Annotated in this window: 25 protein-coding genes; 15 read left to right on the forward strand and 10 right to left on the reverse strand. The window is 35.2% G+C overall.

Annotation, left to right across the window (positions count from 1 at the left end; genetic code table 11):
• Positions 1–180: 180 nt before the first annotated feature.
• The 4 genes from EL260_RS13405 to EL260_RS13420 are packed head-to-tail and all read left to right on the forward strand — an operon-like array spanning position 181 to position 2142.
• Positions 181–717 (forward strand): YfiT family bacillithiol transferase, encoded by a 537-nt coding sequence (locus tag EL260_RS13405; protein ID WP_123855830.1) that lies wholly within the window; start codon positions 181–183, stop codon positions 715–717.
• Positions 711–1172 (forward strand): DUF1569 domain-containing protein, encoded by a 462-nt coding sequence (locus EL260_RS13410; RefSeq protein WP_228445448.1) that lies wholly within the window; start codon positions 711–713, stop codon positions 1170–1172. The genes EL260_RS13405 and EL260_RS13410 overlap by 7 nt, the downstream gene beginning before the upstream one ends.
• Positions 1169–1546: a bacillithiol system redox-active protein YtxJ gene (gene ytxJ, locus EL260_RS13415; protein ID WP_123855831.1), complete on the forward strand. Its 378-nt coding sequence runs from the start codon at positions 1169–1171 to the stop codon at positions 1544–1546. The genes EL260_RS13410 and ytxJ overlap by 4 nt, the downstream gene beginning before the upstream one ends.
• On the forward strand, positions 1546–2142 hold the full coding sequence (locus EL260_RS13420; RefSeq protein WP_123855832.1) for a Crp/Fnr family transcriptional regulator: 597 nt from the start codon (positions 1546–1548) through the stop codon (positions 2140–2142). The genes ytxJ and EL260_RS13420 overlap by 1 nt, the downstream gene beginning before the upstream one ends.
• Positions 2143–2269: 127 nt before the next feature.
• On the opposite strand, the gene EL260_RS13425 is transcribed toward EL260_RS13420, so the two are convergent.
• Entirely contained in the window at positions 2270–3691 is a 1422-nt protein-coding gene (locus EL260_RS13425; protein WP_123855833.1) for an aminotransferase-like domain-containing protein, read from the reverse strand.
• A gap of 95 nt (positions 3692–3786) precedes the next feature.
• Here EL260_RS13425 and EL260_RS13430 point away from each other — a divergent pair, with 95 nt between their 5' ends.
• The 5 genes from EL260_RS13430 (at position 3787) to EL260_RS13450 (ending at position 7497) form a co-directional block, all read left to right on the forward strand.
• The gene (locus EL260_RS13430; RefSeq protein WP_123855834.1) at positions 3787–4671 is read left to right on the forward strand and encodes a DMT family transporter; all 885 of its coding nucleotides are present in this window, start codon (positions 3787–3789) and stop codon (positions 4669–4671) included.
• Between the two features lie 349 nt (positions 4672–5020).
• Entirely contained in the window at positions 5021–5617 is a 597-nt protein-coding gene (locus EL260_RS13435) for a Crp/Fnr family transcriptional regulator (RefSeq protein ID WP_123855835.1), read from the forward strand.
• A 46-nt stretch (positions 5618–5663) separates the two neighbouring features.
• Positions 5664–6284: a Crp/Fnr family transcriptional regulator gene (locus tag EL260_RS13440; protein WP_228445450.1), complete on the forward strand. Its 621-nt coding sequence runs from the start codon at positions 5664–5666 to the stop codon at positions 6282–6284.
• Positions 6285–6426: 142 nt separating this feature from the next.
• Positions 6427–6804, forward strand: coding sequence for a hypothetical protein (locus EL260_RS13445; RefSeq protein WP_123855836.1), 378 nt, complete (start codon positions 6427–6429; stop codon positions 6802–6804).
• 192 nt (positions 6805–6996) lie between these two features.
• The gene (locus EL260_RS13450) at positions 6997–7497 is read left to right on the forward strand and encodes a CinA family protein (RefSeq protein ID WP_123855837.1); all 501 of its coding nucleotides are present in this window, start codon (positions 6997–6999) and stop codon (positions 7495–7497) included.
• 68 nt (positions 7498–7565) lie between these two features.
• Here the strand turns inward: EL260_RS13450 and EL260_RS13455 are convergent, their stop codons facing one another.
• On the reverse strand, positions 7566–8354 hold the full coding sequence (locus EL260_RS13455) for an AraC family transcriptional regulator (protein ID WP_198418043.1): 789 nt from the start codon (positions 8352–8354) through the stop codon (positions 7566–7568).
• Between the two features lie 141 nt (positions 8355–8495).
• On the opposite strand from EL260_RS13455, the gene EL260_RS13460 reads away from it, so the two are divergent.
• Positions 8496–9575 (forward strand): Atu1372/SO_1960 family protein, encoded by a 1080-nt coding sequence (locus tag EL260_RS13460; RefSeq protein WP_228445452.1) that lies wholly within the window; start codon positions 8496–8498, stop codon positions 9573–9575.
• Positions 9576–9894: 319 nt separating this feature from the next.
• Here EL260_RS13460 and pdxR read toward each other — a convergent pair whose 3' ends face one another.
• Positions 9895–11328: a MocR-like pyridoxine biosynthesis transcription factor PdxR gene (pdxR, locus tag EL260_RS13465; RefSeq protein WP_123855840.1), complete on the reverse strand. Its 1434-nt coding sequence runs from the start codon at positions 11326–11328 to the stop codon at positions 9895–9897.
• A gap of 101 nt (positions 11329–11429) precedes the next feature.
• Here pdxR and EL260_RS13470 point away from each other — a divergent pair, with 101 nt between their 5' ends.
• From EL260_RS13470 to EL260_RS13480, 3 genes are all read left to right on the forward strand, one after another.
• Positions 11430–11885 carry a cupin domain-containing protein gene (locus tag EL260_RS13470; protein WP_123855841.1) on the forward strand — a complete coding sequence of 152 codons (456 nt, stop codon included), beginning with the start codon at positions 11430–11432 and terminating at the stop codon, positions 11883–11885.
• 144 nt (positions 11886–12029) lie between these two features.
• Complete coding sequence (locus EL260_RS13475; protein ID WP_123855842.1) at positions 12030–12914, forward strand: dihydrodipicolinate synthase family protein; 885 nt, start codon at positions 12030–12032, stop codon at positions 12912–12914.
• Between the two features lie 9 nt (positions 12915–12923).
• Positions 12924–13157: a thioredoxin family protein gene (locus EL260_RS13480; protein ID WP_123855843.1), complete on the forward strand. Its 234-nt coding sequence runs from the start codon at positions 12924–12926 to the stop codon at positions 13155–13157.
• A 54-nt stretch (positions 13158–13211) separates the two neighbouring features.
• Here EL260_RS13480 and EL260_RS13485 read toward each other — a convergent pair whose 3' ends face one another.
• Positions 13212–13718, reverse strand: a complete 507-nt coding sequence (locus EL260_RS13485) for a pyridoxamine 5'-phosphate oxidase family protein (RefSeq protein WP_123855844.1) — start codon at positions 13716–13718, stop codon at positions 13212–13214.
• 275 nt (positions 13719–13993) lie between these two features.
• Between EL260_RS13485 and EL260_RS13490 the strand changes: the two genes are divergently transcribed.
• Together EL260_RS13490 and EL260_RS13495 are read left to right on the forward strand one after the other, a co-directional pair.
• Positions 13994–14815 carry an AraC family transcriptional regulator gene (locus tag EL260_RS13490; RefSeq protein WP_164466518.1) on the forward strand — a complete coding sequence of 274 codons (822 nt, stop codon included), beginning with the start codon at positions 13994–13996 and terminating at the stop codon, positions 14813–14815.
• A 63-nt stretch (positions 14816–14878) separates the two neighbouring features.
• Complete coding sequence (locus EL260_RS13495) at positions 14879–15832, forward strand: nitrilase family protein (RefSeq protein WP_198418044.1); 954 nt, start codon at positions 14879–14881, stop codon at positions 15830–15832.
• 150 nt (positions 15833–15982) lie between these two features.
• On the opposite strand, the gene EL260_RS13500 is transcribed toward EL260_RS13495, so the two are convergent.
• The 6 genes from EL260_RS13500 to EL260_RS13525 form a co-directional block, all read right to left on the reverse strand.
• Positions 15983–16216, reverse strand: coding sequence for a hypothetical protein (locus tag EL260_RS13500; RefSeq protein ID WP_123855846.1), 234 nt, complete (start codon positions 16214–16216; stop codon positions 15983–15985).
• Positions 16217–16320: 104 nt separating this feature from the next.
• Complete coding sequence (pdeM, locus tag EL260_RS13505) at positions 16321–16965, reverse strand: ligase-associated DNA damage response endonuclease PdeM (protein ID WP_123855847.1); 645 nt, start codon at positions 16963–16965, stop codon at positions 16321–16323.
• A 57-nt stretch (positions 16966–17022) separates the two neighbouring features.
• Positions 17023–17634: a 2,3-bisphosphoglycerate-dependent phosphoglycerate mutase gene (locus EL260_RS13510; protein ID WP_123855848.1), complete on the reverse strand. Its 612-nt coding sequence runs from the start codon at positions 17632–17634 to the stop codon at positions 17023–17025.
• A 122-nt stretch (positions 17635–17756) separates the two neighbouring features.
• Entirely contained in the window at positions 17757–20189 is a 2433-nt protein-coding gene (locus tag EL260_RS13515; protein ID WP_123855849.1) for a ligase-associated DNA damage response DEXH box helicase, read from the reverse strand.
• Position 20190: 1 nt separating this feature from the next.
• Positions 20191–21771, reverse strand: a complete 1581-nt coding sequence (locus EL260_RS13520) for an ATP-dependent DNA ligase (protein ID WP_123855850.1) — start codon at positions 21769–21771, stop codon at positions 20191–20193.
• On the reverse strand, positions 21768–22790 hold the full coding sequence (locus EL260_RS13525; RefSeq protein ID WP_123855851.1) for a ligase-associated DNA damage response exonuclease: 1023 nt from the start codon (positions 22788–22790) through the stop codon (positions 21768–21770). The genes EL260_RS13520 and EL260_RS13525 overlap by 4 nt, the downstream gene beginning before the upstream one ends.
• Positions 22791–22924 lie beyond the last annotated feature (134 nt).

The following is a 22924-nucleotide window of genomic DNA, read 5'->3' on the forward strand; positions in this document are numbered from 1 at the left end:
TAAAAAGCTCTAATTGTACACAATTGGAGCTTTTTGTATTCCATATATAATCATTATAATTAACATTTTTTTCATATTTAAATTTCTTGAATTTTAATAAATTTACAGAACCAGATAAAGGTTTGCCTCAAATTGAAAGAAGGGACAGATCTACAATAATTAAAAATTAAAACCTGAACAATGAGTGATCTCACGAACAAAAAATTTCCAATAGGACCGTTTGAAGCACCTGAAAATATTTGTGATACAATTTTAGACACCTATATTAAAGCTATTAAAGACTTTCCTGGAAAACTTAGGAACCTCATTGAACATTTTACAGATGAACAACTTGATACGCCCTACAGAGAAGGAGGATGGACAGTAAGACAGCTTGTTAATCATATTGCTGACAGCCATACGAACAGCTTTATCCGCTTTAAGCTAGCTCTTACTGAAGATAACCCAACGATTAAGCCTTATGATGAGGCCAAATGGGCTGAGCTTCAGGATAGTATTGAGATGCCTATAAAACCGGCTATGAGAATGATAAAGGGAACGCACCAACGATGGACTGTGCTTCTTAAAAGCCTTACCAATAAACAGTTTGAAAGAACTTTTCATCATCCTGAACATAACAGAAATTATAATTTAAGGGATAATCTTGCTTTGTATGTCTGGCACTGCAACCATCATTTTGCCCATATTGAAAATCTGAAGAAAGAAAAAGGTTGGTAAAAAAATATCTGACTCATCCAATATATTTTAAGGAAATTACAGACAGAATTTCCAGATTATCTGCAGACAGCCAAAGAAAATGGGGGAAAATGGAAGTCTGTCAGATGCTAACTCACTGTGATCTAGTTCTTCAGGTTGCTTTGAGAAAAATTGAACTTCCCCGTATTAATCCTCTGTTTGAGACAATAGGAATCGTTACAAAACTGGAAATGTGTGTTTTCAATAACGGAATTCCCAGAAACATGCCTACTTTTCAAAAACTAATCGTTAATTTTGAGTGTGATTTTGATGAATCAAAGACCAATCTACTGAAAACGCTGGAGGAATTCCGAGAAGCCTGTAAAAACAGACAACTGCCGGAGAGCCACAGATTATTCGGAAACATGACTGAAAAAGACTGGGAATTTTTAGAGTATAAACATCTAAATCATCACTTAAAACAATTTAATGTATGAGTTTTTTTGATAAAATATTCGGTGGAAATAATCAAACCTCTGATCAAAAGTCTTTCTGGAAAAATATAAGGTCTGAAGAAGACCTAACAAGGGCCATTGAGAGTTCTTATCAGCATAAAATAGCTATATTCAAACATTCTACAAGCTGTTTTATCAGCAAGACTGTATTGAGAAATTTTGAAAAAGAGATTGAAAATTCGCCAGAGGAGGTAGAAGTCTATTACCTAGATCTACTGTCTTACCGCCCTCTTTCGAATAAAATTGCTGAGGATTTTGGAATAAGACATGAAAGTCCGCAGCTGATTGTTATTGAAAACGGAAAGCCCGTTAATAGCGCTTCGCACCAGGACATTTCTTTAAGCCAGATCATATAATGAAGAATATTAATAATTATTTAGCCAAAGTTTTAAACGTTCCCCTTCAAAGTGTGAATGCCTGCAGTCTGCATTATGAAGTAAAAAAGATTCCTAAAAACCAATTTCTTCTTCAGTACGGCGAAATATGCAGACATATATTCTTTGTAGAGAAAGGACTTTTGAAAATGTATTCCATTGATAAAAATGGAAAAGAACACATTATCCAGTTTGCCCCTGAAAGTTGGTTGATTTCTGACCGAAGCAGTCTTTATTTCAATGAAAAATCTAATTATTATATAGAAGCGGTAGAAGATTCGGAAGTTTTGTTTTTGCATCCTGATTTCTTTAATAAACTGGTAGAACAATTTCCAAACAGTATCGAACGTAGTGATTTTCTGCTTCAGAAACATATCAGAAGTCTTCAGAACAGGATTAATTCTTTACTGGGTGAGACTGCCGAGGAAAGATATATGAAATTTATTAAAATGTATCCTGATCTGCTTCTTAGAGTCCCTCAATGGATGATTGCTTCCTATCTTGGCATTACTCCCGAAAGCTTAAGCCGCGTAAGGAAAGAACTGGCAAGAAAGAACTTTGTTCCGGATAATAAATAAAAAAGGCTGAGAGAAGGAGGCAGGGAGTTCTGTTGAACCCAAAAGAACTTTTGAGTAGAAGATGATAAGAACGCACTTAAGATATTCTACGATCTCAATCACTTCCATCTTTCAGCTTTTAACATTCTTACTTTATATAAATCCTTTTTGCCAGTTGCCCAATCTGTTTAAGTTTTGACTGTGTATTTTCTGACCATGGAAGTCCGATGCATAGTCTCAAACAGTTTTCAAATTGATCCTGGAAGGTAAACATTCTTCCCGGTGCAATGCTTATGTTCTGCTTAATGGCAAGATCATAAAGTTCTGTGGTTCGGATTTTCTTATCAAATTCTACCCATAAGGATAATCCTCCTTGTGGACGGCTGGTTTTAGTTCCTTCAGGAAAATGCTCTGCGATGGTTTGTACGTAATTCTGATAATTACTTTGTAATGTTTTTCTAAGCTGCTGAAGATGTTTTTCATACCTTCCGGATTTCATGAAATTAGCTACAGCTTCATTCACAATCGAAATGGAGGAGGTGGAGTGTAGAAGTTTAAGTTTTAATATTTTATCCTTGTATTTTCCAGGAGCAATCCAGCCTACACGGTATCCTGGAGCCAATGTTTTTGAAATGGAGCTGCAATACAGCACATTTCCATCCTTATCAAAAGATTTACAGCATTTCGGACGGCTGGAGCCAAAATATAGATCTCCATAAACATCATCCTCAATTAACGGAATATTATTTTCTGACAGGATTTTTACAATCTCTTTCTTATTTCCGTCAGGCATGCAGCTTCCCAAGGGAGAATTAAAATTGGGAATTAAGAGACACAAATCAATTTTTGGAATTAATTTCTTTAGCGCATCAATTTCTATCCCTGTAGTAGGATGGGTCGGAAGTTCAAGGACTTTTAATCCTAATCCATTAGCTAACTGTAAAATCCCCGGATAACACGGACTTTCAATAGCAATGGTATCGCCTGGTTTTCCCAAAGCCATTAAGCAGAATGATAGAGCATTCATTCCGCCATTTGTAGTTACCAGATCATTTTCATTAAGATTTCCGCTCCATTGCAATGAGCGTACAGCAATCATTCTTCTGAGTTTCAGATTTCCCTGCAGTTCTTCATATTCTGTTCCTCCTTCTTTTAATTCTCTTATAGCATGTACAATTTCTTTTTTCAGTTTGGCCTGAGGAAGGAGGTCTCCTGAAGGAATTCCAATTGAGAAGAAGGTAATATCTTTTTTACCCATATTTTCATATACCTTACTGATTAATTCATCAGGTTCATCATTATTGGCAATCAACGATGGACGGCTCACTTCAGGCAATGGAAGTTTTACAGATAATAACTGACTTACAAAATATCCGGATTGTGGTTTTGACTCTACTAAAGATAAAGATTCCAGTTCAAGGAAAACACGTTTTGCGGTATTCATGCTCACCTGATGTTCATTACATAGCATTCTTACAGAAGGAAGTTTGTCACCTGCCTTCAACACTCCGTTTCTGATCTGAGTGGCAATGCCGTCTGCAATTTCTGTATATAAAAATTCTTTACTCATCTTTTTTCAACTGTACTCATACAAATATACAAAACTGATACTGTGTTTGTCGAATTATCCTTTTTAATTTTGTTCAATAATTAAAACTTATCAAAATGATGACAGATACAATTTCAAAAGACCAGGCTGTAAACGGTTGGATCAATGGTTTTATAGGGGTATTGCTTTTTAGTGGTTCTATGCCGGCTACCAAGCTTGCAGTGATGGAAATGAGTCCTATATTTGCAACGATTGCCCGTGCTGTAATTGCAGGAATTCTAGCCCTTTCAGTTTTATTGATCTATAAAGAAAAGCGTCCTGCAAAAAAACAGTTATTTTCTCTGGTTCTGGTTGCCATAGGATGTGTGATAGGATTTCCTTTGCTTTCTTCATTAGCCTTGCAATATCTTACCTCTGCCCATTCTATTGTATTTTTGGGAATGTTGCCATTAGCTACTGCAATTTTTGGAGTTTTCCGTGGTGGAGAAAAGCCACATCCTGTATTCTGGATCTTTTCTGTAATCGGAAGTCTTTTAGTGATTGGTTATGCCTTTTCTCAGGGAATTTCAGCTTCTCCGATCGGTGATATTCTGATGCTTCTTGCTATTATCCTTTGTGGAATGGGATATGCAGAAGGCGCTAAACTTTCTAAAACATTAGGCGGATGGCAGGTTATTTCATGGGCACTTGTTTTATCACTGCCTGTTATGCTTCCCTTATTTTTCATTTATTTTCCATCCAACGTGGAATCTATAAGCTTTAGAGGATGGTTTGGCTTAGGTTATATTTCTCTGTTTAGTATGTTTATAGGGTTTATATTCTGGTATAAAGGATTGGCACAAGGTGGAATTACCACTGTAGGGCAGCTGCAATTATTACAACCGTTTTTTGGGCTTGCTTTAGCAGCATATCTTCTTCACGAGCAGGTAAGTATAGGAATGTTGGGAATTACTGTGGGAGTCATTTTGTGTGTTGCAGGAACTAAAAAGTTTGCAAAATAATTAAGAATGTTGAAGCCAAAGCTTCTAGACAGACTTATCTAAGAGATTCAAGGGTGTTATTACCGATATAAAGTTTATCTCAATGGATAAAAACCCGTTTTCAAAAATGTGAAAACGGGTTTTTTTATTAATATAAAAGTTATATATTTAAGTTAATAAAAAAATCGCTAATTAAATAATAAATAAAAAGCAATAAAAGATATTACTTATGTATCGTATAATGTTTTTAACTTTATTTAACATCTACAATAATAGTTAAGGTTTGATTTTTGTATATGTTTATCTTCAATTCCTAATGATATTTTTACTAAGACTAGAAAGAAGGAAACAACATTGAAAAACTATTATTATGGTTATTGACGAAAATATTTTAAGATCAGCTGGAGCAGAAGTAAGAGACTATAAACCCACAGAAAATATATTCCAGGAAGGAGATCCTCCCAATTATTATTATCAGATCATTACCGGAGAAGTAAAGCTCAACAATTATAATGAAGAGGGAAAAGAATTCATACAAAATTTTTTATCGGAAGGACAAAGTTGTGGAGAATCTATTCTATTTATAAATAAACCTTATCCGATGAATGCAGAAGCGGTTACAGACTGTAGTATTTTACGGCTTCCTAAAGCTGCATTTTTCAATTTATTAAGTACTTCTCCCAAGTTATGTATGGAGGTAACTAGTTTTTTATCACAACGACTTTATTATAAATTTGTTATGATGTTAAACATCTCATCTCAAAATCCTACCATCAGATTGAAAGGACTGATGGATTATCTTAAAAGTTTTCAAGATGATGAAAGTCCCTATTCTTTTATCATTCCATTAACAAGACAACAGATGGCAAACCTTACAGGTCTGTGTGTGGAAACTGCTATAAGGACTATCAAGAACATGGAAAGGGATAAAATCCTAAGAATTGAAAACCGTAAAATATTGTATTAAAAGATATAAAGATTTACAATTTTTTTACTAAAATTTATATGGCATTATGAAAACAATAAGCTGCATGAATATTGATGAGGAGCTTCTGTATGCATTTGGTGCAGAGCTAAGAACGTACAAAAAACGAGAGATGGTTTTTAAAGAAGAAGACCATGCACAATATTATTTTCAGATTTCCCAAGGAAAAGTAAAGCTTAACAATTACAATGAAGATGGAAAAGAATTTATTCATAATATCTTGGGCAAAAACCAGAGTTTTGGAGATCCGCTTCTTTTTTTAGATCAGACCTATCTTTATCCAATGAATGCAGTATGTTTGGAGGGGGCTGAAATTATAAGATTGCCTAGAGGTAATTTCACAGAAATGATAAAGAAACACCCTAACCTTTCTATTGAAATGAATGCCTGTTTTTCCCAACAGGTTTATTATAAGCTCATTATGATGCAAAGCATGTCTGCTCAAAATCCGATACTGCGCCTAAAAGGACTTCTTAATTATCTAAAAAGCTATCATGATGGTGAATGTGCTCATTGTTTTACGATAGAATTTACAAGACAACAACTTGCCAATCTCACAGGATTACGTGTAGAAACAGTGATCCGGACTTTGAAAAAAATGGAACAGGGTGGAGATATCATATTTAAAGACAGGAAAATTCTATATTAATATTCTCAAACATGATTCAAGTCATAAAAAAGTGAGTTATTCGGACGTATATTTGATTAATAAGTTTATAAAGGTCCGGAGTACGAAGGCATCGTAGAAATCAGAATCAATAATGAATTCTAACAACTAATAACTTTTACATATGGTATTTGAAAACGATACATTACAACATTCCGGGCTGAATGATAAAAATAATGCGATTGAAAATGAGTCATTATTTCCAAGTATTATGAATTCGTATGGAGTAACGGCCTTTCTGATCAAGTCTTTAGAAAAGGTTAAAAACAATACAAAATGTGAGATTTTAAAAAAGAATATTGACAATTCTATCAAAGAATATCTTCTGCACATTCGTGAATTTCACACTAAAAATGTAATGTTTTTTTCTGATATAGATACTGAAATAAGAGGTGAAACCCCATCCTTTACTTTATATGCCAAAACAGCTTATTATAAAGTATTGAAAGAAGAAGAATCTATCAATAAACTGCTTAATATGCTGGAGCATAGTAAAAAATAAATAGTGTTTCTTTTAATGTCATCTATAAAAACTCCTTCACACCCACTATATTTTCCTATTGTGAAAGAACACTTTTTACCTTTAAAGCTCCTGGTATTATTGATAATAACTAATCAAAAGGAATTTTCACATCCACAATTTTTAAAATGAATGTGTAGAAATCCCCATCAAAATTTATTAAATAATAATGTTATGGAATTTCAAAAAAATCTTCTCGAATATATTAGCCATTGCCTGATAACAGCTGATGAAACCATTTCTATTGCTGAAAGTGTAACATCAGGATGCCTGCAATTGGCCTTTTCACAGATGCCCAACGCTTCTTTGCTATACAAAGGTGGGATAACAGCCTATACTTTGCCAGAACAAGTAAGATTATTAAAAGTAAGCAAAAAAGAAGCAGAAGAATATGATTGTGTTTCGGAAAATATTGCAGAAGCTATGGCCTTACAAGTGGCTCATCTTTTTGAATCCGATTGGTCTATTTCTGTAACAGGTTATTGTAATCCAATCCGCAATTCATCTTATAGAATATTTGCTTTTTTTTCATTTTCATACAAAGGAGAGATTATCCTTACTAAAAAATTGGAATTGCATCCCAAAACTCAGGCATTGAACGCTCAGCTCTATTATACAGAATTTATTCTAGGATGTTTTAAAAGTGAACTCAATAAGCTTTTAATTTTAAAATAATCATTTTAAACAATGTATAATGTTTTCATTATATAAATTTAATAATGATCTTGTTAAATAAAGGACTTTTAATTTTTGTGCACTTTAGGTTTTGCTTTCATCACAGCAAAATATGATGAGGTAAAAGCAGATAAACTTTGATAACCTACCTTGTAGGCCACTTCACTTAAAGTATATTGCTGTGCATCGATGAGTTCTATACTTTTTAAAATTCTGGTCAGTTGAAGGTATTTTTGTAAGGTAATTCCTGTCTCATTTTTAAAAATCCGTTGAAGGCTTCGTACTGACATCTGTGCCTTGGCAGCTAGAGAATCAATATCCAGATTATATTTAAAATTGGAATTGATATCATTACAAACCGGAATTAATCTTGTGTCTTTGGGGATAGGTATTTCAAGGCCATTACTTTCTTTGCAAAAATTAGGAAGACTTTTTAGAATTGCTTTAAAGAAAATATCCTGTTCTTCATTTTCATCCAGAGATTGGTTCCATTTTGAAGCATATAGCAGCATTTCCTTCAAAACAGAAGGAACTGTAAATACATGAATATTCTGATAAAATTCTTCTTCGAAAACAGACTTGAATAGAAAAACCATTAGATTAACCGTTTTAGCTTCTGAAGTAATTTTATGTGCCTTCCCGGAAGGAACCCAGATCACGTGGTGCTGTGGGACAAGGTAAGTTTTCTGATCAATATGAAAATACTGATATCCATCTTCTACAAAGGTTAATTGAGCACGGTTGTGAACATGCTCATAGTCATCGTGTTTCCAATCTTTTTCACACCATACATAAGCTTCTTTTTCGATGGTGTCTACAAACTGGCTTTCTGTTTTTTCAATCAGTCCGCATTTCATATTGTCGTTTTGGATATGTTTTTTGGCAAATTTAATAAAAACGCCATTATTAATTTTGTATTATTAATTTATATCTTGTTCAGAATGAAAAAAATATGTTCTTTTTTTATTTTAATTTTACTATTTAACACCACACAGATTATGGCACAGAATAAAGCTAAAATACTGGTTCTTATTCATTCAGATAATGGTGGAACCTATGAATTGGCCAAGGAAATTGCTAAAGGTATTGAGAGTGATAACAACGCAACTTCTTACATCAAATTGGTTAAACCATCACAGAATCCCAATCTGAAAAACCTTCCTGTTGCAACGGTAGATGAGCTTACCAGTTATGATGGGATTGCTTTTGGATCACCTGTTTATTTCGGGAATATCAGTACCGGAATGAGTGAGTTTTTATCTAAAACCGTTCAGCTTTGGACCCATCATGCACTGGAAGGAGTTCCGGCAACTGTTTTTATGTCTGCAGGAAGTGGTGCAGGAAAAGAATTAGCCCTTCAGGCTTTCTGGAACAGTCTCGCTGTACACGGAATGGTCCTTGTATCGAATGGAATCCGTGGAACCGAAGAATTGAACAAAGCAATCCCACAAGGAAATACAGTACTAGGCGTTACTACCATGGCCTCTCTGAAAGACGTTGAACGTCCTACGAAAGGAGAAAGATCTTTGGCAGAACTTCAAGGGAAAAATTTTGCAAAAGTATCATTGGCTCTAAAAGATACACGCCCGAAAAAAGTTTTTTCCATCGTTGAAAACCACCAAAATTTTAATGAAGTTTTAAAACAGAAAAATATTGTACTTCCACAAGTTCCGAAACCTGCAGGAAATTATCAGCCGTTTGTACGTTCAGGGAATCTTGTTTTTATTAATCAGGTTGCCTTAAAAGACGGAAAGATTTTCAATGCCGGAAAATTAGGTGTAGATGTTAGCGAACAACAGGTAAAGGATGCCACCAAAGTTACGATGCTGAATGTTATTTCGGTACTGAATGAAGCTGTTGGCGGAGATCTGGGCAGAGTAAAACAATGTGTACAGCTTACCGGAATTTTCAATACAAAGGACGATTATACCAAACATGCAGATCTGATGAATGTAGCTTCTGATCTTACCGCTGAGGTTTTCGGGGACAAAGGAAAACATGCAAGAGCTACATTTGGAGCATCTTCTATCCCTGTGAATTCTTCTGTTGAGATTCAGGCTATTTTTGAAGTAGAGTAGTTATTTTCCCGCAGATCTCACGGATTTCACAGACGATGTGGATCATTAGCAGATAAATTATAGCGCAAACATTCACCTGTTTGCGCTATTTGTATAATTTTAGAAATGATATTTAATCTCTTGCCTATTTGTAATAGTTTTTTAATCACTAATTGTTGCAGACGGAAAAACAGATAAAGATCTGTGTTATTTGTGAGATCTGTGGGAACTTATTTTTAATTTTTTACAGTTTTTCAACCGCAGATTTTCGCAGATGAACACAGATGATTGTGGACAGAATAGGATATAAATCTGTATTATTTGTAATCGGTGATACCTTTTATTGAGAAAGCTGAGAAAAGACACCTGCAATAATCTGTATGCTTTGTTCCAATTGCTCTTCTGAGACTGAACCATAGCTTAATCTGAATCCATTAATGTGATTTCTACTGTATTGTTTTGGATGAATGATCTTAATGTTTTTCTCTAGGAGTAGTGACGCCACCTTGTCCCAATCTAATGTGAATTTTGGAACAATCCAGAAAGCCAATCCTCCTTCAGGCAAAGCAAAATCAGCAACGTCTTTCATATACTTATTCAAAAGGCTGTAGACAAAATCTCTTTTATGTTTATAGTGTGCTGTGGCTTTTCTGATATGTTTTTTTACAGCGCCATCTTTAATAAGCTGGAGAACAGCTTGTTCCATGATAACATCTCCATGTACATCTATGATTTTTCTTAAGCTTCCAATCTTTTGTAATAATTCTTGGTTTTTCGTTACAAGATATCCAATTCTTAATGCCGGCGCTACTACTTTACTCAAAGTTCCGACGTATACATAATGGTTGAGCTCAGGAAAGCTGGAAATAGGCAGAATAGGGCGGTATCCAAAATGAAATTCATTATCGTAATCATCTTCAATGATTGTGATATGATGTTGATTGGCAAGTTCGATCAATTTTAAACGTCTTGGTAAACTTAAAGTAACCATTGTTGGATACTGCCTGTGCGGAGTAATATAGATGGCTTTAATATTCTTATGTTGAGATAAAAGCTTTTCAATAGCTTTTACATTGATTCCTTCTTCATCTACAGAAACTGGGAAAAGCTTGGCTCCTGCATATTCAAAGGCCTGCCATGCCGGCTGATAGCCTGGATCTTCAACAATGACACAGTCTCCTGGACTTAAAAGACTTTGAGCAGTCAGAAACATTGCCATCTGACTTCCTCTTGTAATGGATATTTCATATTCATTAATTTGCATACCGCGCTGATGATTCAACATTTGAGAGATCATTTTCCGGAATTCTACATCACCATGCTCATTTCCATATCCCATCATCTGCCACTTTGCTTTTATCCCAAAAATCTGGCGATAGGCTCTTGCCAATTCAGTTACAGGAGCAATTTTACTGTCCGGATGACCATCATCAAAATTAATGATACCCCCATGAACCATTATGGGATTATCCAACGTATCAAACCTTTTTTCTGTTCTATTTTCGTGTAAAGCAGGAAGCTGATCTGAAACAAAAATTCCTTTTCTTTCTTTAGAAATCACCCATTCTTCATTGATTAAGACCTGATAAGCTTCTACGACTGTATTTCTATTGATTTTCAATATGTTTGCCAGATTCCGGCTTCCCGGAAGGGCATCACCAGACTTCAACCTTCCTGAACGGATATCAGCAATAATGGTATCTGCTATTTGTAAATACACGGCTTTATTAAGCTTTTTATCGATTTCGAATTCTAATTTCCAAGGTCTTAACATCTGGACTATCTATTTATGTAAAAACTGAATCATTTAAACAGTCCAAATATAGAATAATTTTGTCTTGCAATAAAGCACAAAACTTTAAAACTTTAGAAATTATGAACAAAAAGCAATTCAGTTCAAAAGACTTTCACGAGACATATGCAAGACCAAAGTATGTAAAACCAAGCCATTTAATTCATAAAAATGTAGAAAATGCAGGGGAACATAATCAGTTTTCAACAGAAAGAAAGCATCCGGTTTTCTTTGTTGATCTTCCCAGTAAAAATGTAAGTATGACCATCGGTGGACTACTTCCGGGACAACAAACCAACAGACACCGTCATACTTATGAAACCGTATTATTTGTCATTGAAGGAAGAGGCTGGACTGAAGTAGAGGATGAAAGAGTACACTGGGAAACTGGAGATGCAGTATATATTCCTTCATGGGCATGGCATAAGCACCACAACTTAAGTGATATCGAGTCTGCAAAATACATAGCCTGTGAAAATGCTCCTCAATTACAGAACTTAGGTGTTGCTCTGAGAGAAGAGGAGGGTAGAGATCTTTAATACCTATGCTTTTAACCATTAAGAGACGATTTTTGGATGATTTTATTGATAATGGATATGATTTTCTTTTTCAAAATGAAATCTCTCTTAGTGGTTGAAATTTTTTTTGCTAAAAATTATTTTAAATTTTTAAATGAATAAAACATGAAAAATGTACCATTTAAAGGGATTATAGCTTATCCCATAACACCTTTTGATGAAAATGAAAAAGTAGATATTCCTCTTTTCAAACATCTGGTAGAAAGGTTGGTCACTTCTGGAAGTCATGGTATCGCTCCATTGGGAAGTACAGGGGTAATGCCTTACCTGTCTGATGAAGAAAAGAAAGCCGTTACAGAAGCTACATTACAACAGGTAAAAGGAAGAATTCCAACTCTTGTAGGGGTTTCCAACCTGACCACAGAGAAAACGATTCACCATGCTCAATTTGCAGAAAAAGCAGGGGCAGATGCCGTGATGATTATTCCAATGAGCTATTGGAAACTCACAGATGACGAAATTGTTGCGCACTATGATGCCGTAGCCCATAAAATTTCTATTCCGATTATGGCTTATAATAATCCCGCAACGAGTGGAGTAGATATGTCACCATCTCTCTTGAAAAGGCTGCTTGAAATTCCTAATGTAACCATGATTAAAGAAAGCACGGGATATATTCAAAGGATGCATTATCTGAGACGAGAATTGGGAGAAGAGGTGGCTTTTTATAACGGCTCAAACCCTTTGGCTCTGGCTGCATTTTCTGCCGGAGCAAGAGGATGGTGTACGGCTGCACCCAATCTTATCCCTGAACTTAATATCAGTCTTTATAATGCGGTTGAAGAAGGGGATCTTGAGAAAGCAAAAACTATTTTCTATCAACAGTTTGATCTTTTAAAATTTATTGTCAGTAAAGGATTGCCAAGAGCTGTGAAATCTGGTCTGAATATTTTGGGGGAAGATGGCGGGAATTTGAGGAGTCCTTTAAAACCCTTACATGAAAAAGACGCAGAAGAGTTAAAAAATATTATTCAAACCCTTATTAATTAATACTTCTTTATGAAAAAATCCATTTTTTATCATGCAGGATGTCCTGTATGCATCAGTGCAGAACATGATATTATCAGCCTAATAGGGTTGGAAAATGTTGAAATTATCCACTTAGGTAATGAAAAAAATAAAATTAAGGATGCTGAAAAGGCAGGGGTAACATCTGTACCTGCTTTAGTAACGCCAAACGGAAACGTTCTTCATATTAATTTTGGAGCTTCCATAGAAGATGTGAAAAATTAGGATTATTAATTTTGTATAAACGGCTCAATTTCTTGAGCCGTTTATTTTAATTTTTTAAATGATAGCGTTTCCTTCTACACCGTCAGCATTATTAGTTTTATGACCTGTTATTGCTGATGCAACAAAACTAAAGAGACTGACCAGTTTTCCAGCTTTGGTATCCCAATAGTAGGTTTCTTTAGGTTCTACACGGATAATCGTTACATTAGGATCATTTTTTCCATCAAACCAGGCTTTTGCAAGAGGTGACCATTTTTCTTCTATAGTGGCTTTGTCTTTATAAACAGAAGCTGTTCCATACACTGAAAGATACTGAGAATCACTATTATTCATAAAAAATAATTGTACTCTTCGGTCTTCTTTTATTTCAAAATTCTTATTGCTGGTTCCGCTACTGATAAACCATAGGTTCCCACTGTCATCCGTCTCCTGTAAAGTCATAGGCCGTGAATTGACCGGTACCGTTTCCAGTTCTGTACAGAACATACATATTTTTGCGTTTTCCGACAGTTCTTTGATCTTTTTAATCGCTTCGAGATGAGTTAAATTCTGTGTTGACATTTTATTATATTTTAAGTGATTGGTTGATTATCAAAAAGAAAATTCTATTACAGAAAATAGAATTAATTATGTTTATTAAAACATTCAAATACCTGACCAAATGAAAGAAAAGTGTGGTACTTTATCTAATTTTTATAAATTTTTATCGTTTTTTGTATTTGCAGGCAATCATAGAAAATCTCTAGTAAATTATATTTATTTTAATCGCCACGAATACACTCATAAAAAGGTTGGTTGCATTCGCAGCAAGTAATAAGATTAGTGAAATCATGGTGATGAAATTTTGCGTACATTTGAATATGCAGATTTCCCCTCCGAAGCATCTGGCTCCTTTTATCCGACATTATATTTTTCTGGAAAACCATAAAAAAGATATAAAAAACGTCAGATTATTTACTGATGGAAGTACCGGATTGATCTTGTCCGCTAATATGAGCCTGTATTCTGATCTTTCTGAGGAGCGTATTCCTACTTCCTTTTTTTATGGAGCCTTGAATAGTTATAAAGATTTCTCTTCAAAAGGTAAATTTTCCTTCATAGCAGTGGTTTTTCAACCTTATTTTCTAAATATGCTCTTGAAAATCTCTGCAAAAGAAATTAAAGATCAGATTATTTCTGTTGAAGAGGTATTAAAAGACAAACTCATCCCTTTCCAGGAAAAACTATTTTATAAAATAAACCTATTAACGATTATTGATGATTTGAATATTTTTTTCACCCGATTTATATCGAAAGAAATGGGGAATGATTATCAGCTTATAGCAGCCATTCAACAATATATTCTTCAGCATAGAGGGGCTGTTTCATCAAAAGATTTGGAAAGGTTCACCGGATATTCTGAAAGGCAGCTGGAGAGAAAGTTTGAAAACTATATGGGAGCTTCTCCTAAAAAATATACTAATATCATTCGCCTTCATTATTTTTTGAGTCTTATGAATAAAGGAATCAGTAGTGAAAATATGACCGTTCTTTCTTACTATGCCGGCTATTCTGATCAATCTCATCTCATCAGGGAATTTAAAAAGAATGTAGGGCTTACCCCGCTACAGTATGTGAAAACAGAAAATAAAATGGCTGTGAACTTTATTGAGTTATAGTACTCATGTCGGTTTTATACAATTTTTCTTTGACAAATTGAAATAGATTTGCTGAAAAAAATAATGAATATTAAAATTTCAACGGCTCAATTTGAAAATAAGAGTGGAGATAAAGAATATAATCTGTCTGTTATAGAAAAATTGGCTCAGCAGGCTTCTGCTGAAGGTTCTGACGTAATTGCTTTTCACGAATGTTCTATTACAGGATATACTTTTGCCCGAAATCTTTCCAAAGAGCAACTCCTGGATATTGCTGAGATTATTCCTGATGGAGAAAGTATTAAAAAGCTACAACAAATTGCCAGTCAATATAATATTACAATCCTGGCCGGACTTTTTGAAAAGGATGAGAATAATAATCTTTTCAAAGCCTATGTATGTGTAGATCAATCCGGATTGAAAGCGAAATACAGAAAACTTCATCCGTTTATCAATCCTCACCTTACTCCAGGTAATGAATACTGTGTATTTGAAATTCTGGGATGGAAATGTGGTATTCTGATTTGCTATGATAATAATATTATTGAAAATGTAAGAGCCACCAGGCTTCTGGGTGCCGATATTATTTTTATGCCTCATGTTACTATGTGCACTCCCTCAACCAGGCCTGGAGCTGGTTTTGTAGATCCTCAGCTTTGGGAAAACAGGGTAGAAGATCCTACTTCTTTAAGACTTGAATTCAAGGGGATGAAAGGAAGAGATTGGCTGATGAAATGGCTTCCGGCGAGGGCTTACGACAATGGAGCTTATATTGTTTTTTCAAATCCTATTGGAATGGATGATGACCAACTTAAAAATGGATGCTCAATGATTATTGATCCTTTTGGTGATATTATTGCGGAATGTCACTCTTTTGAAGATTGTTTTGAATCAGCTGTTATTATTCCTGAAAAGCTTACTCAGGCAGGAGGATACCGATATTTGAATGCAAGAAGACCAGAACTTTACAAGGATATTATAGGGCAGGAGCATTCATCCATACAAAAAGTAGTATGGCTGGATGAGAAAGAAGATTAAGATGTAAGATTATGAATCAGGGCAGATCTTTGACCTGCCCTGATTTATTTTAATTTGACACAAAATTTTTATTATCATGCTGCTCTATTTTAAAGGGAGCAAAGAGAGAAATCAACAGGTTGATTTGACTAAGAAGCTAATAATATAATCCTATCTTGGTCTGTCTGGCTTTGTTGGATCAATGGTCTCATCTGGATTATCACCTTGGATGGGTGGTGTAATTTTAGAAGTGGATGATTCTATTTTTGACCCTTGTTTACTGAAATTCGCATCAATTTTCATGGCTGCATCTTTCGGAGTAACATTTTCATCTCGTTCAGAAGAGCATGAGTTAAGTGTAAATACGATAGCAATACTTGCCGCTAAAATAACTAGTTTTTTCATGGTAATTTTTTTACATTAAGGGGTAAAAATACTAATTACTATATGATATTTCGTTATTTATTTTATGTTTTTACGAATCGATTATTCTTTAAATATAAGAAAAATCAAATCTCATAGATCTCAGTATCTGTAAACACAAAAAACTTACTTTTCTTAGGCAGATTTTTAGTATCCAAGCCTGTAAATTCACTAAATGCAGGAAGTAATAACTGATTTTCACTTAGCGCAAAGCAGGGAAGCCTGATATTTTTTACAGCCGAATTTAAAACAATACCGGGATGAATGTGACCTGTAATCTGAAAGCCCGACCTTTTTTTATCAAAATCATGAATTAATGTAAATACCTTCAATTCTAATAACGATGCTTTAAAATCCAGACAAAGTTTTTTCTCCAAAGATTTTGAAAGACGGTCATGATTTCCCTCAATAAGAAAAAATTGTAAGTCAGGATATTGATTTCTCCATTGGCAAAACTCATCTACATCAGAATTGTCACCGGCATGAAGCAAATCTCCCACTACAATAAATTTTTCAGGCTGAAAGTACTCAATTAATGCAGACAGTCTTTCAAGATCACTTTTCATGATATGATTAGCGATTGCAATACCATTTTTTCTGAAATGAGCGGTTTTTCCAATATGAAGATCAGAAAGAATTAAGGCTTTTTCTTTTTTCAGAAACAGTGCGCGCTGGTTTGTCAGCGTAAAAACTTCATTTTGAATGGTAATTTCTTTAGTGATAATAAACACGGCGGATTAGGTAAAGGTTTTGGGGGTAAAGTTTAAATTTTCTTACAAAAGATTGTTTTAATAATAATTATTCTCTCTTCTGCTTACATGAAATTTTTCATCAAAAATATAAGTAATTGGAACTCCGGTAGCAATTTCCCTTTCCAGAATTTCTTCAGGAGATAAGTGTTCCAGGTACATGATTAATGCACGGAGACTATTTCCATGAGCAACAATTAATACATTCTCACCTTGTTTCAATAAAGGGGTAATTTCTTTTTCAAAATAAGGAATCACCCTGTTATAAGTATCTTTAAGGCTTTCCCCACCTGGTGGAACCACATCAAAAGACCGGCGCCAAGTATGAACCTGTTCATCTCCATATTTCAATGCCGTTTCTGCCTTATTAAGGCCTTCAAGATTCCCGTAAGAACGCTCATTCAAGGCTTTATCCATAACAATGGGAATATTGGGCTTTCCTATTTCATCAAGAATAATTGAAAGGGTATGTTTAGCTCTGAGTAAGACTGAAGTAAAGGCAATGTCTATTTTTTCTTTTTGTAAGGCAATTCCTGCATTTTTTGCTTCTTCAATTCCTGTTTCTGTAATATCGATATCCTGCCAGCCTGTGAATCTGTTTTCAAGATTCCAGAGTGACTGTCCGTGGCGGACTAAAAACAATTTTGCCATTATTTTAATTTTTTACTCTTCTAAGAAGATACTCTAAGTTACGAACTTATTAAAAGCTTTTAGCTATAAAAAGGACATTTTTTTACCGTTGAGACCTGATAATCATCATGTATCAATTCGTTTCAAAGCTTCAGCATTCTTTTAATTCTAGCATCAAGACCTTCACTGGAAAGTGTTTGTCTAAGGCTGTCTACCTTTATTGGAAAGCTTAAAGGAGTAAAGGAACGGGAATGTTTTAAAATGATTCTGGATTTTTCGATTCTTTTAAAAGCTTCCACGAGGCGTTGTTCCTGAAGTTGCATATTGAAAACCTCTGTATAGGCCTGTTTGATTAAAAAATGACCGGAATCGTAATCTTCCAATACTTTAAAGATCAGTCCGGCTGAACTCTGCAATGATTTATTGGATCTTTGTTTACCTGCATAATTCTGAATCACCATTCCGGAGATCACCGCAATATCTCTGAACTTTCTTCTTGCCATTTCTGCAGAATTGATACTGGCAATTACATCGTTCATGAGATTATCTCTGGTTAATATCTGCTGTAAATTTTCTTCATTCAACGGTATTTCCTTATCACTGAACAATTCAAATCCGTAATCATTCATTGCCATTGAAAAAGAAATAGGAGCCAGTTTTGAAATTCGAAAGGCAATTAAAGCTGCCATTACCTCATGGACTAAACGGCCTTCAAAAGGATACATAAACAGATGATAACCTTCACGATTTTTAATCATTTCGACCAAAAATTCATCTTCCTTTGGAATGTGAGAATTCTCTTCCTGGTTAATCAATAGCGGATGCAGGAACTTCAATTCCTTTTCGGAAGCTTTTGGGTTTAAAGCATGCGAAAGCCGTTCTCTTAAAAAACGTCCGAGATCTGAACTCAAAGGTAATCTTCCGCCAAGATAGCTCGGAACCAGTGCTTTTCCCTTGGCTGCTCTCACATAAACAGTCATGTCTTTCATCATCGCCACTTCAAGAGTTCTTCCTGCAAGAATGAATTTTTCTTCTTTTTTTAGTTTGGAAATAAAGTATTCTTCAATCATTCCGATATAACCACCGGAAATAAACTTAACTTTGAGCATGGCATCACTTACAATCACTCCCATATTCATCCGATGAAGCATGGCAATTTTTCGGGAAGTCACTTTATATAATCCATCTTCCATAATCACAATTTTATGGAATTCTTCATAGTTTTTTAAAACACTGCCACCAATAGTGAGGAATTCAAGAATACTTTTCCATTCTTCCTCCATCATTTCCTGAAAGGCATATACTTTTTTAATCCTTTTATACAGCTCATCGGGATAAAATCCATTTCCCACGGCCAAGGTCATTAGAAACTGAACCAGAACATCAAAGCATAAAACTTGCGGATCTCTGGGTTCTACTACTTTTTGTTTTACCGCTTCTTTTAAAGCAGCAACTTCAATTAGCTCTAAAGAATGGGTAGGTACACAATAGATTTTGGAGGTTTCAAAAGGGGAGTGACCACTACGGCCTGCCCGCTGAAGAAACCTGGCGACTCCTTTGGCTGAGCCCACTTGAATGACGGTATCAACGGGTTTAAAATCTATTCCTAAGTCTAGTGATGAAGTGGAAACAACAGCCTTTAACTTTCCGGAACTTAGATTTTCTTCAATCCAGATTCTTAAATGAGCATCGATGGAACTGTGGTGAATGGCAATTTGGCCCGCAAAATCCGGATACGCATCTAAAAGTAACTGATACCACATTTCACTCTGGCTTCTGGTATTGGTAAAAACAATGGTGGATTTTGAATCAAGGATAATGGGAACTACTTTATCAGCAAGTTTATGACCAAGGTGTCCTGCCCACGGCAGTATTTCAATTTCATCTGGAAAAACAGGAATGATATCAATTTTTTTATGTTCTTTAGCCGTAATTTTCGTTTTCTTAATATCATAAGGAATCAACACTTCCATTGCTTCCTCCAGGTTTCCAATGGTAGCCGTAATTCCCCAAATCTGCATTTTCGGCACGTACTTTCTGAGTTGTGATATTCCTAATTCTACCATAACCCCGCGTTTTGAACCTAACAATTCATGCCATTCATCTACAACAATGCATTTCATCTCCTTGAAAAAAGTTTCATGATTTTTCTGAGCCAGCAGAAGGTGCAGGCTTTCAGGCGTTACAACAAGAATTTCAGGCATTTTTCTGACCTGTTGCTGTCTTACTTTAGGATCTGTATCTCCATTTCTTACTCCAACTACCCAATCAATACCGATCTCATCCATCGCTTCCTGCATTGCTTTCGCAATATCTTTGGATAAAGATCGAAGGGGAGTGATCCAGATCATTTTCAATCCTTTTTTATAGTTGTCAGGATGGTTTAAAAAGTCCGAGATTAATGCTAAAAAAACAGAAAAAGTTTTTCCGAATCCTGTAGGAGCTACCACCATACCGCTATACCCACTCCCAAATTTCCGCCATGTATCAGTCTGAAATTTAAAAGGGGAGATGCGCTTATCCTTCATCCATTGCTGAATGATGGTAAATCCGTTGGTATGTTCAAAAGCTGTCACGTTATTGTATTAATTTTTTAATTTCTTCCAGGTTATCAATTTCATCTACCGTCTTATCTTTCCGCCATCTTACAATTCTTGGAAACCGAAGTGCTACGCCACTTTTGTGCCGGTTACTGAACCCGATGCCTTCAAAAGCAATTTCAAAAACCAGCTCTGCTTTTACAGTTCGTACTGGACCAAATTTCTCAATGGCATTCTTTGTTACAAATTTGCTGACCTCCATAATTTCCTTGTCTGTTAATCCTGAATAAGCTTTGGCAATAGTTACCAGTTTGTCTTCATTTTTTACAGCAAAAGTATAATCTGTATAATAAGCACTTCGCCTTCCACTACCTTTTTGAGCATAGATCAGAACGGCATCAATGGTAAAAGGGTTGATTTTCCATTTCCACCAATCGCCTTTTTTCCGGCCTGCATGGTAAGGTGAGTTTTTTTGTTTTACCATGAGTCCTTCACTGTTCACACTTCTTGAATTTTCCCTGATCTCATTCAATTCATCCCATTTTTCAAAATCTATGCTCTGGGAAAGTAGTATGTTTTTAGGTTTTTCATTCAACAGTAATTCTTCCAGCATAGCTCTTCTTGCTGAAACTGGCTTATCTCTTACATCGTGATTTTCAAGTTCCAATAAGTCATAAGCGAATACTTCAATTGGAATTTCCGAGAGCATTTTTTTAGTTAAAGTTTTTCTGTTTAATCTTTTTTGTAATTCATTAAAATTTAAAACTTTACCTTCCTTCACCGCAAGTATTTCTCCATCTAAAACAAAATTACCTTTCATTGCTCTTACAACTTCCGCAATTTCAGGAAACTGTTCAGTGACTAATTCTTCACCCCTGGACCATATAAACACTTCATCATTTCTCCGGATGATCTGTCCACGGATGCCGTCCCATTTATATTCTACCAGCCATTCATCAGGTTTTCCTAATTCTTCCAATTGCTTTTCAAGTGGATAAGCCAGACAAAAAGGATAAGGTTTGGAATTATCAGGATTTATATTTTCAGCGGAAATTAATTCTTTAAATGAAACTTCATCAGGCTGCCATTTCCCCATTAAACTATGGGTCAATGTACTGGATTCCTGACCTGAAAATTTACTCAATGCATTAATCAGGGTCTTATCTGATACACCGATTCTAAAACTTCCGCCTATTAATTTATTGAAAATCAAACGTTCTGTATAATCCAGACCATTCCATGAATGGAGCACAAATTCTTTCTTTTCTGCCTCATTTTTCTCCTTTAACGCCATAATATCCTTCATCCATTGGGAAAGGCTTCGTTCAATCTTTTCTTCAGGTGGTGGAAGAATCAAAGAAATTGTTTCTCCAAGATCTCCGACTGAGGAATAGCTTTCCTGAAAGAGCCAGAAAGGAAGTCCTGTAATTTCCAATGCCCATTCCTTCATCAAGTTAGTATTGACATTCCTTTTAGGTCTTTTTCCTGTAAATAGGGCAATAAACCACACCTTATCTTCATCCGGAGCACGCTCCAGATAATCAATAATGGCAACAATTTTAGCATTGGTTTTATTGGTGGTTTCCAAAGCGTTGATAAGATCTGCGAAATGTCTCATAGCTCTGGATTTTCAATGGTTTCTTTTTCAGATACTTCTTCATCTTCACCAAACAGCGTTTCTATCACATCTGCGTTAATTCCAATTTCGTTCAGATATTTTGAAAATATTTCTGTCTGTCCATGGGTAACGTGTACGAGTTCAGCCTCTGTAGCTTTTACAGTTTGCAGAAGTCCTTTCCAATCGGCATGATCGCTCATGGCAAAACCTGCATCGGCGCTTCGCCATCGTCTGGCTCCCCGAACCTGCATCCATCCTGAGCATATTGCAGTGGCAGAATCGGGGATTTTTTTGATTATATTACTATCCAGTAAAGCGGGAGGAACAATGACAATTTCATGTTCCATTTCTTTTGGACGTTCTTTAAAATCGGCAATGGTATATTCGGGAAGATCTATTCCTACATTTTCAAAGGCTTCATTTAACTTCCCGATAGAATAATGAACATATATTTTGCCTAATCCTTCTACAGCTTTCATAATTCGTTGGGACTTTCCAAGTGAATATCCAACGAATACTGAAGTTTTGCTGTTTTCCTGATTTTTCAATACCCAATTCTGCAGTTTTTTATTTAAATCGTTAATCTCTAACCAATTATAAACGGGCAGCCCAAAAGTACTTTCTGTAACAAACTCATTACATCTAACCAGCTCAAAAGGAGTGCTGAGACCATCATCCTGAACTTTATAATCTCCGGAAATTACCGTTACAAATCCTTTGTACTCTAACCGTATCTGAGCAGAGCCAATAATATGTCCGGCAGGATGTAATGAAACCTGGACGCCGTTGATATTGATTTTCTCTCCATATTCTACCCCCTGACATTCTATATCACTTCCAATTCTTTGATATAGAATAGGTTTGGTAAAATGATGGCAAAGGTATTTCTTCATTCCCCAACGGGCATGATCGGCATGTCCATGGGTGATAACTGCCAAATCCACAGGCCTCCAGGGATCTATGTAGAATTTCCCTTGAGGACAATAAATTCCTTTTTTGGTAAATGTGATTAACTTCAATGGTGTGATTGGTTTGTATACACTTCTTCAAAAACTTAACCAATTTACGATAAACTGTTAATTTTATTATTATTTATTGCTATATCAAAATAAAATTGGGTGAAATGCTTTGTGCTGGAAAATAGAAAAATGTA

Origin of the sequence: Chryseobacterium nakagawai (assembly GCF_900637665.1) — a bacterium.
Lineage (GTDB): Bacteria > Bacteroidota > Bacteroidia > Flavobacteriales > Weeksellaceae > Chryseobacterium > Chryseobacterium nakagawai.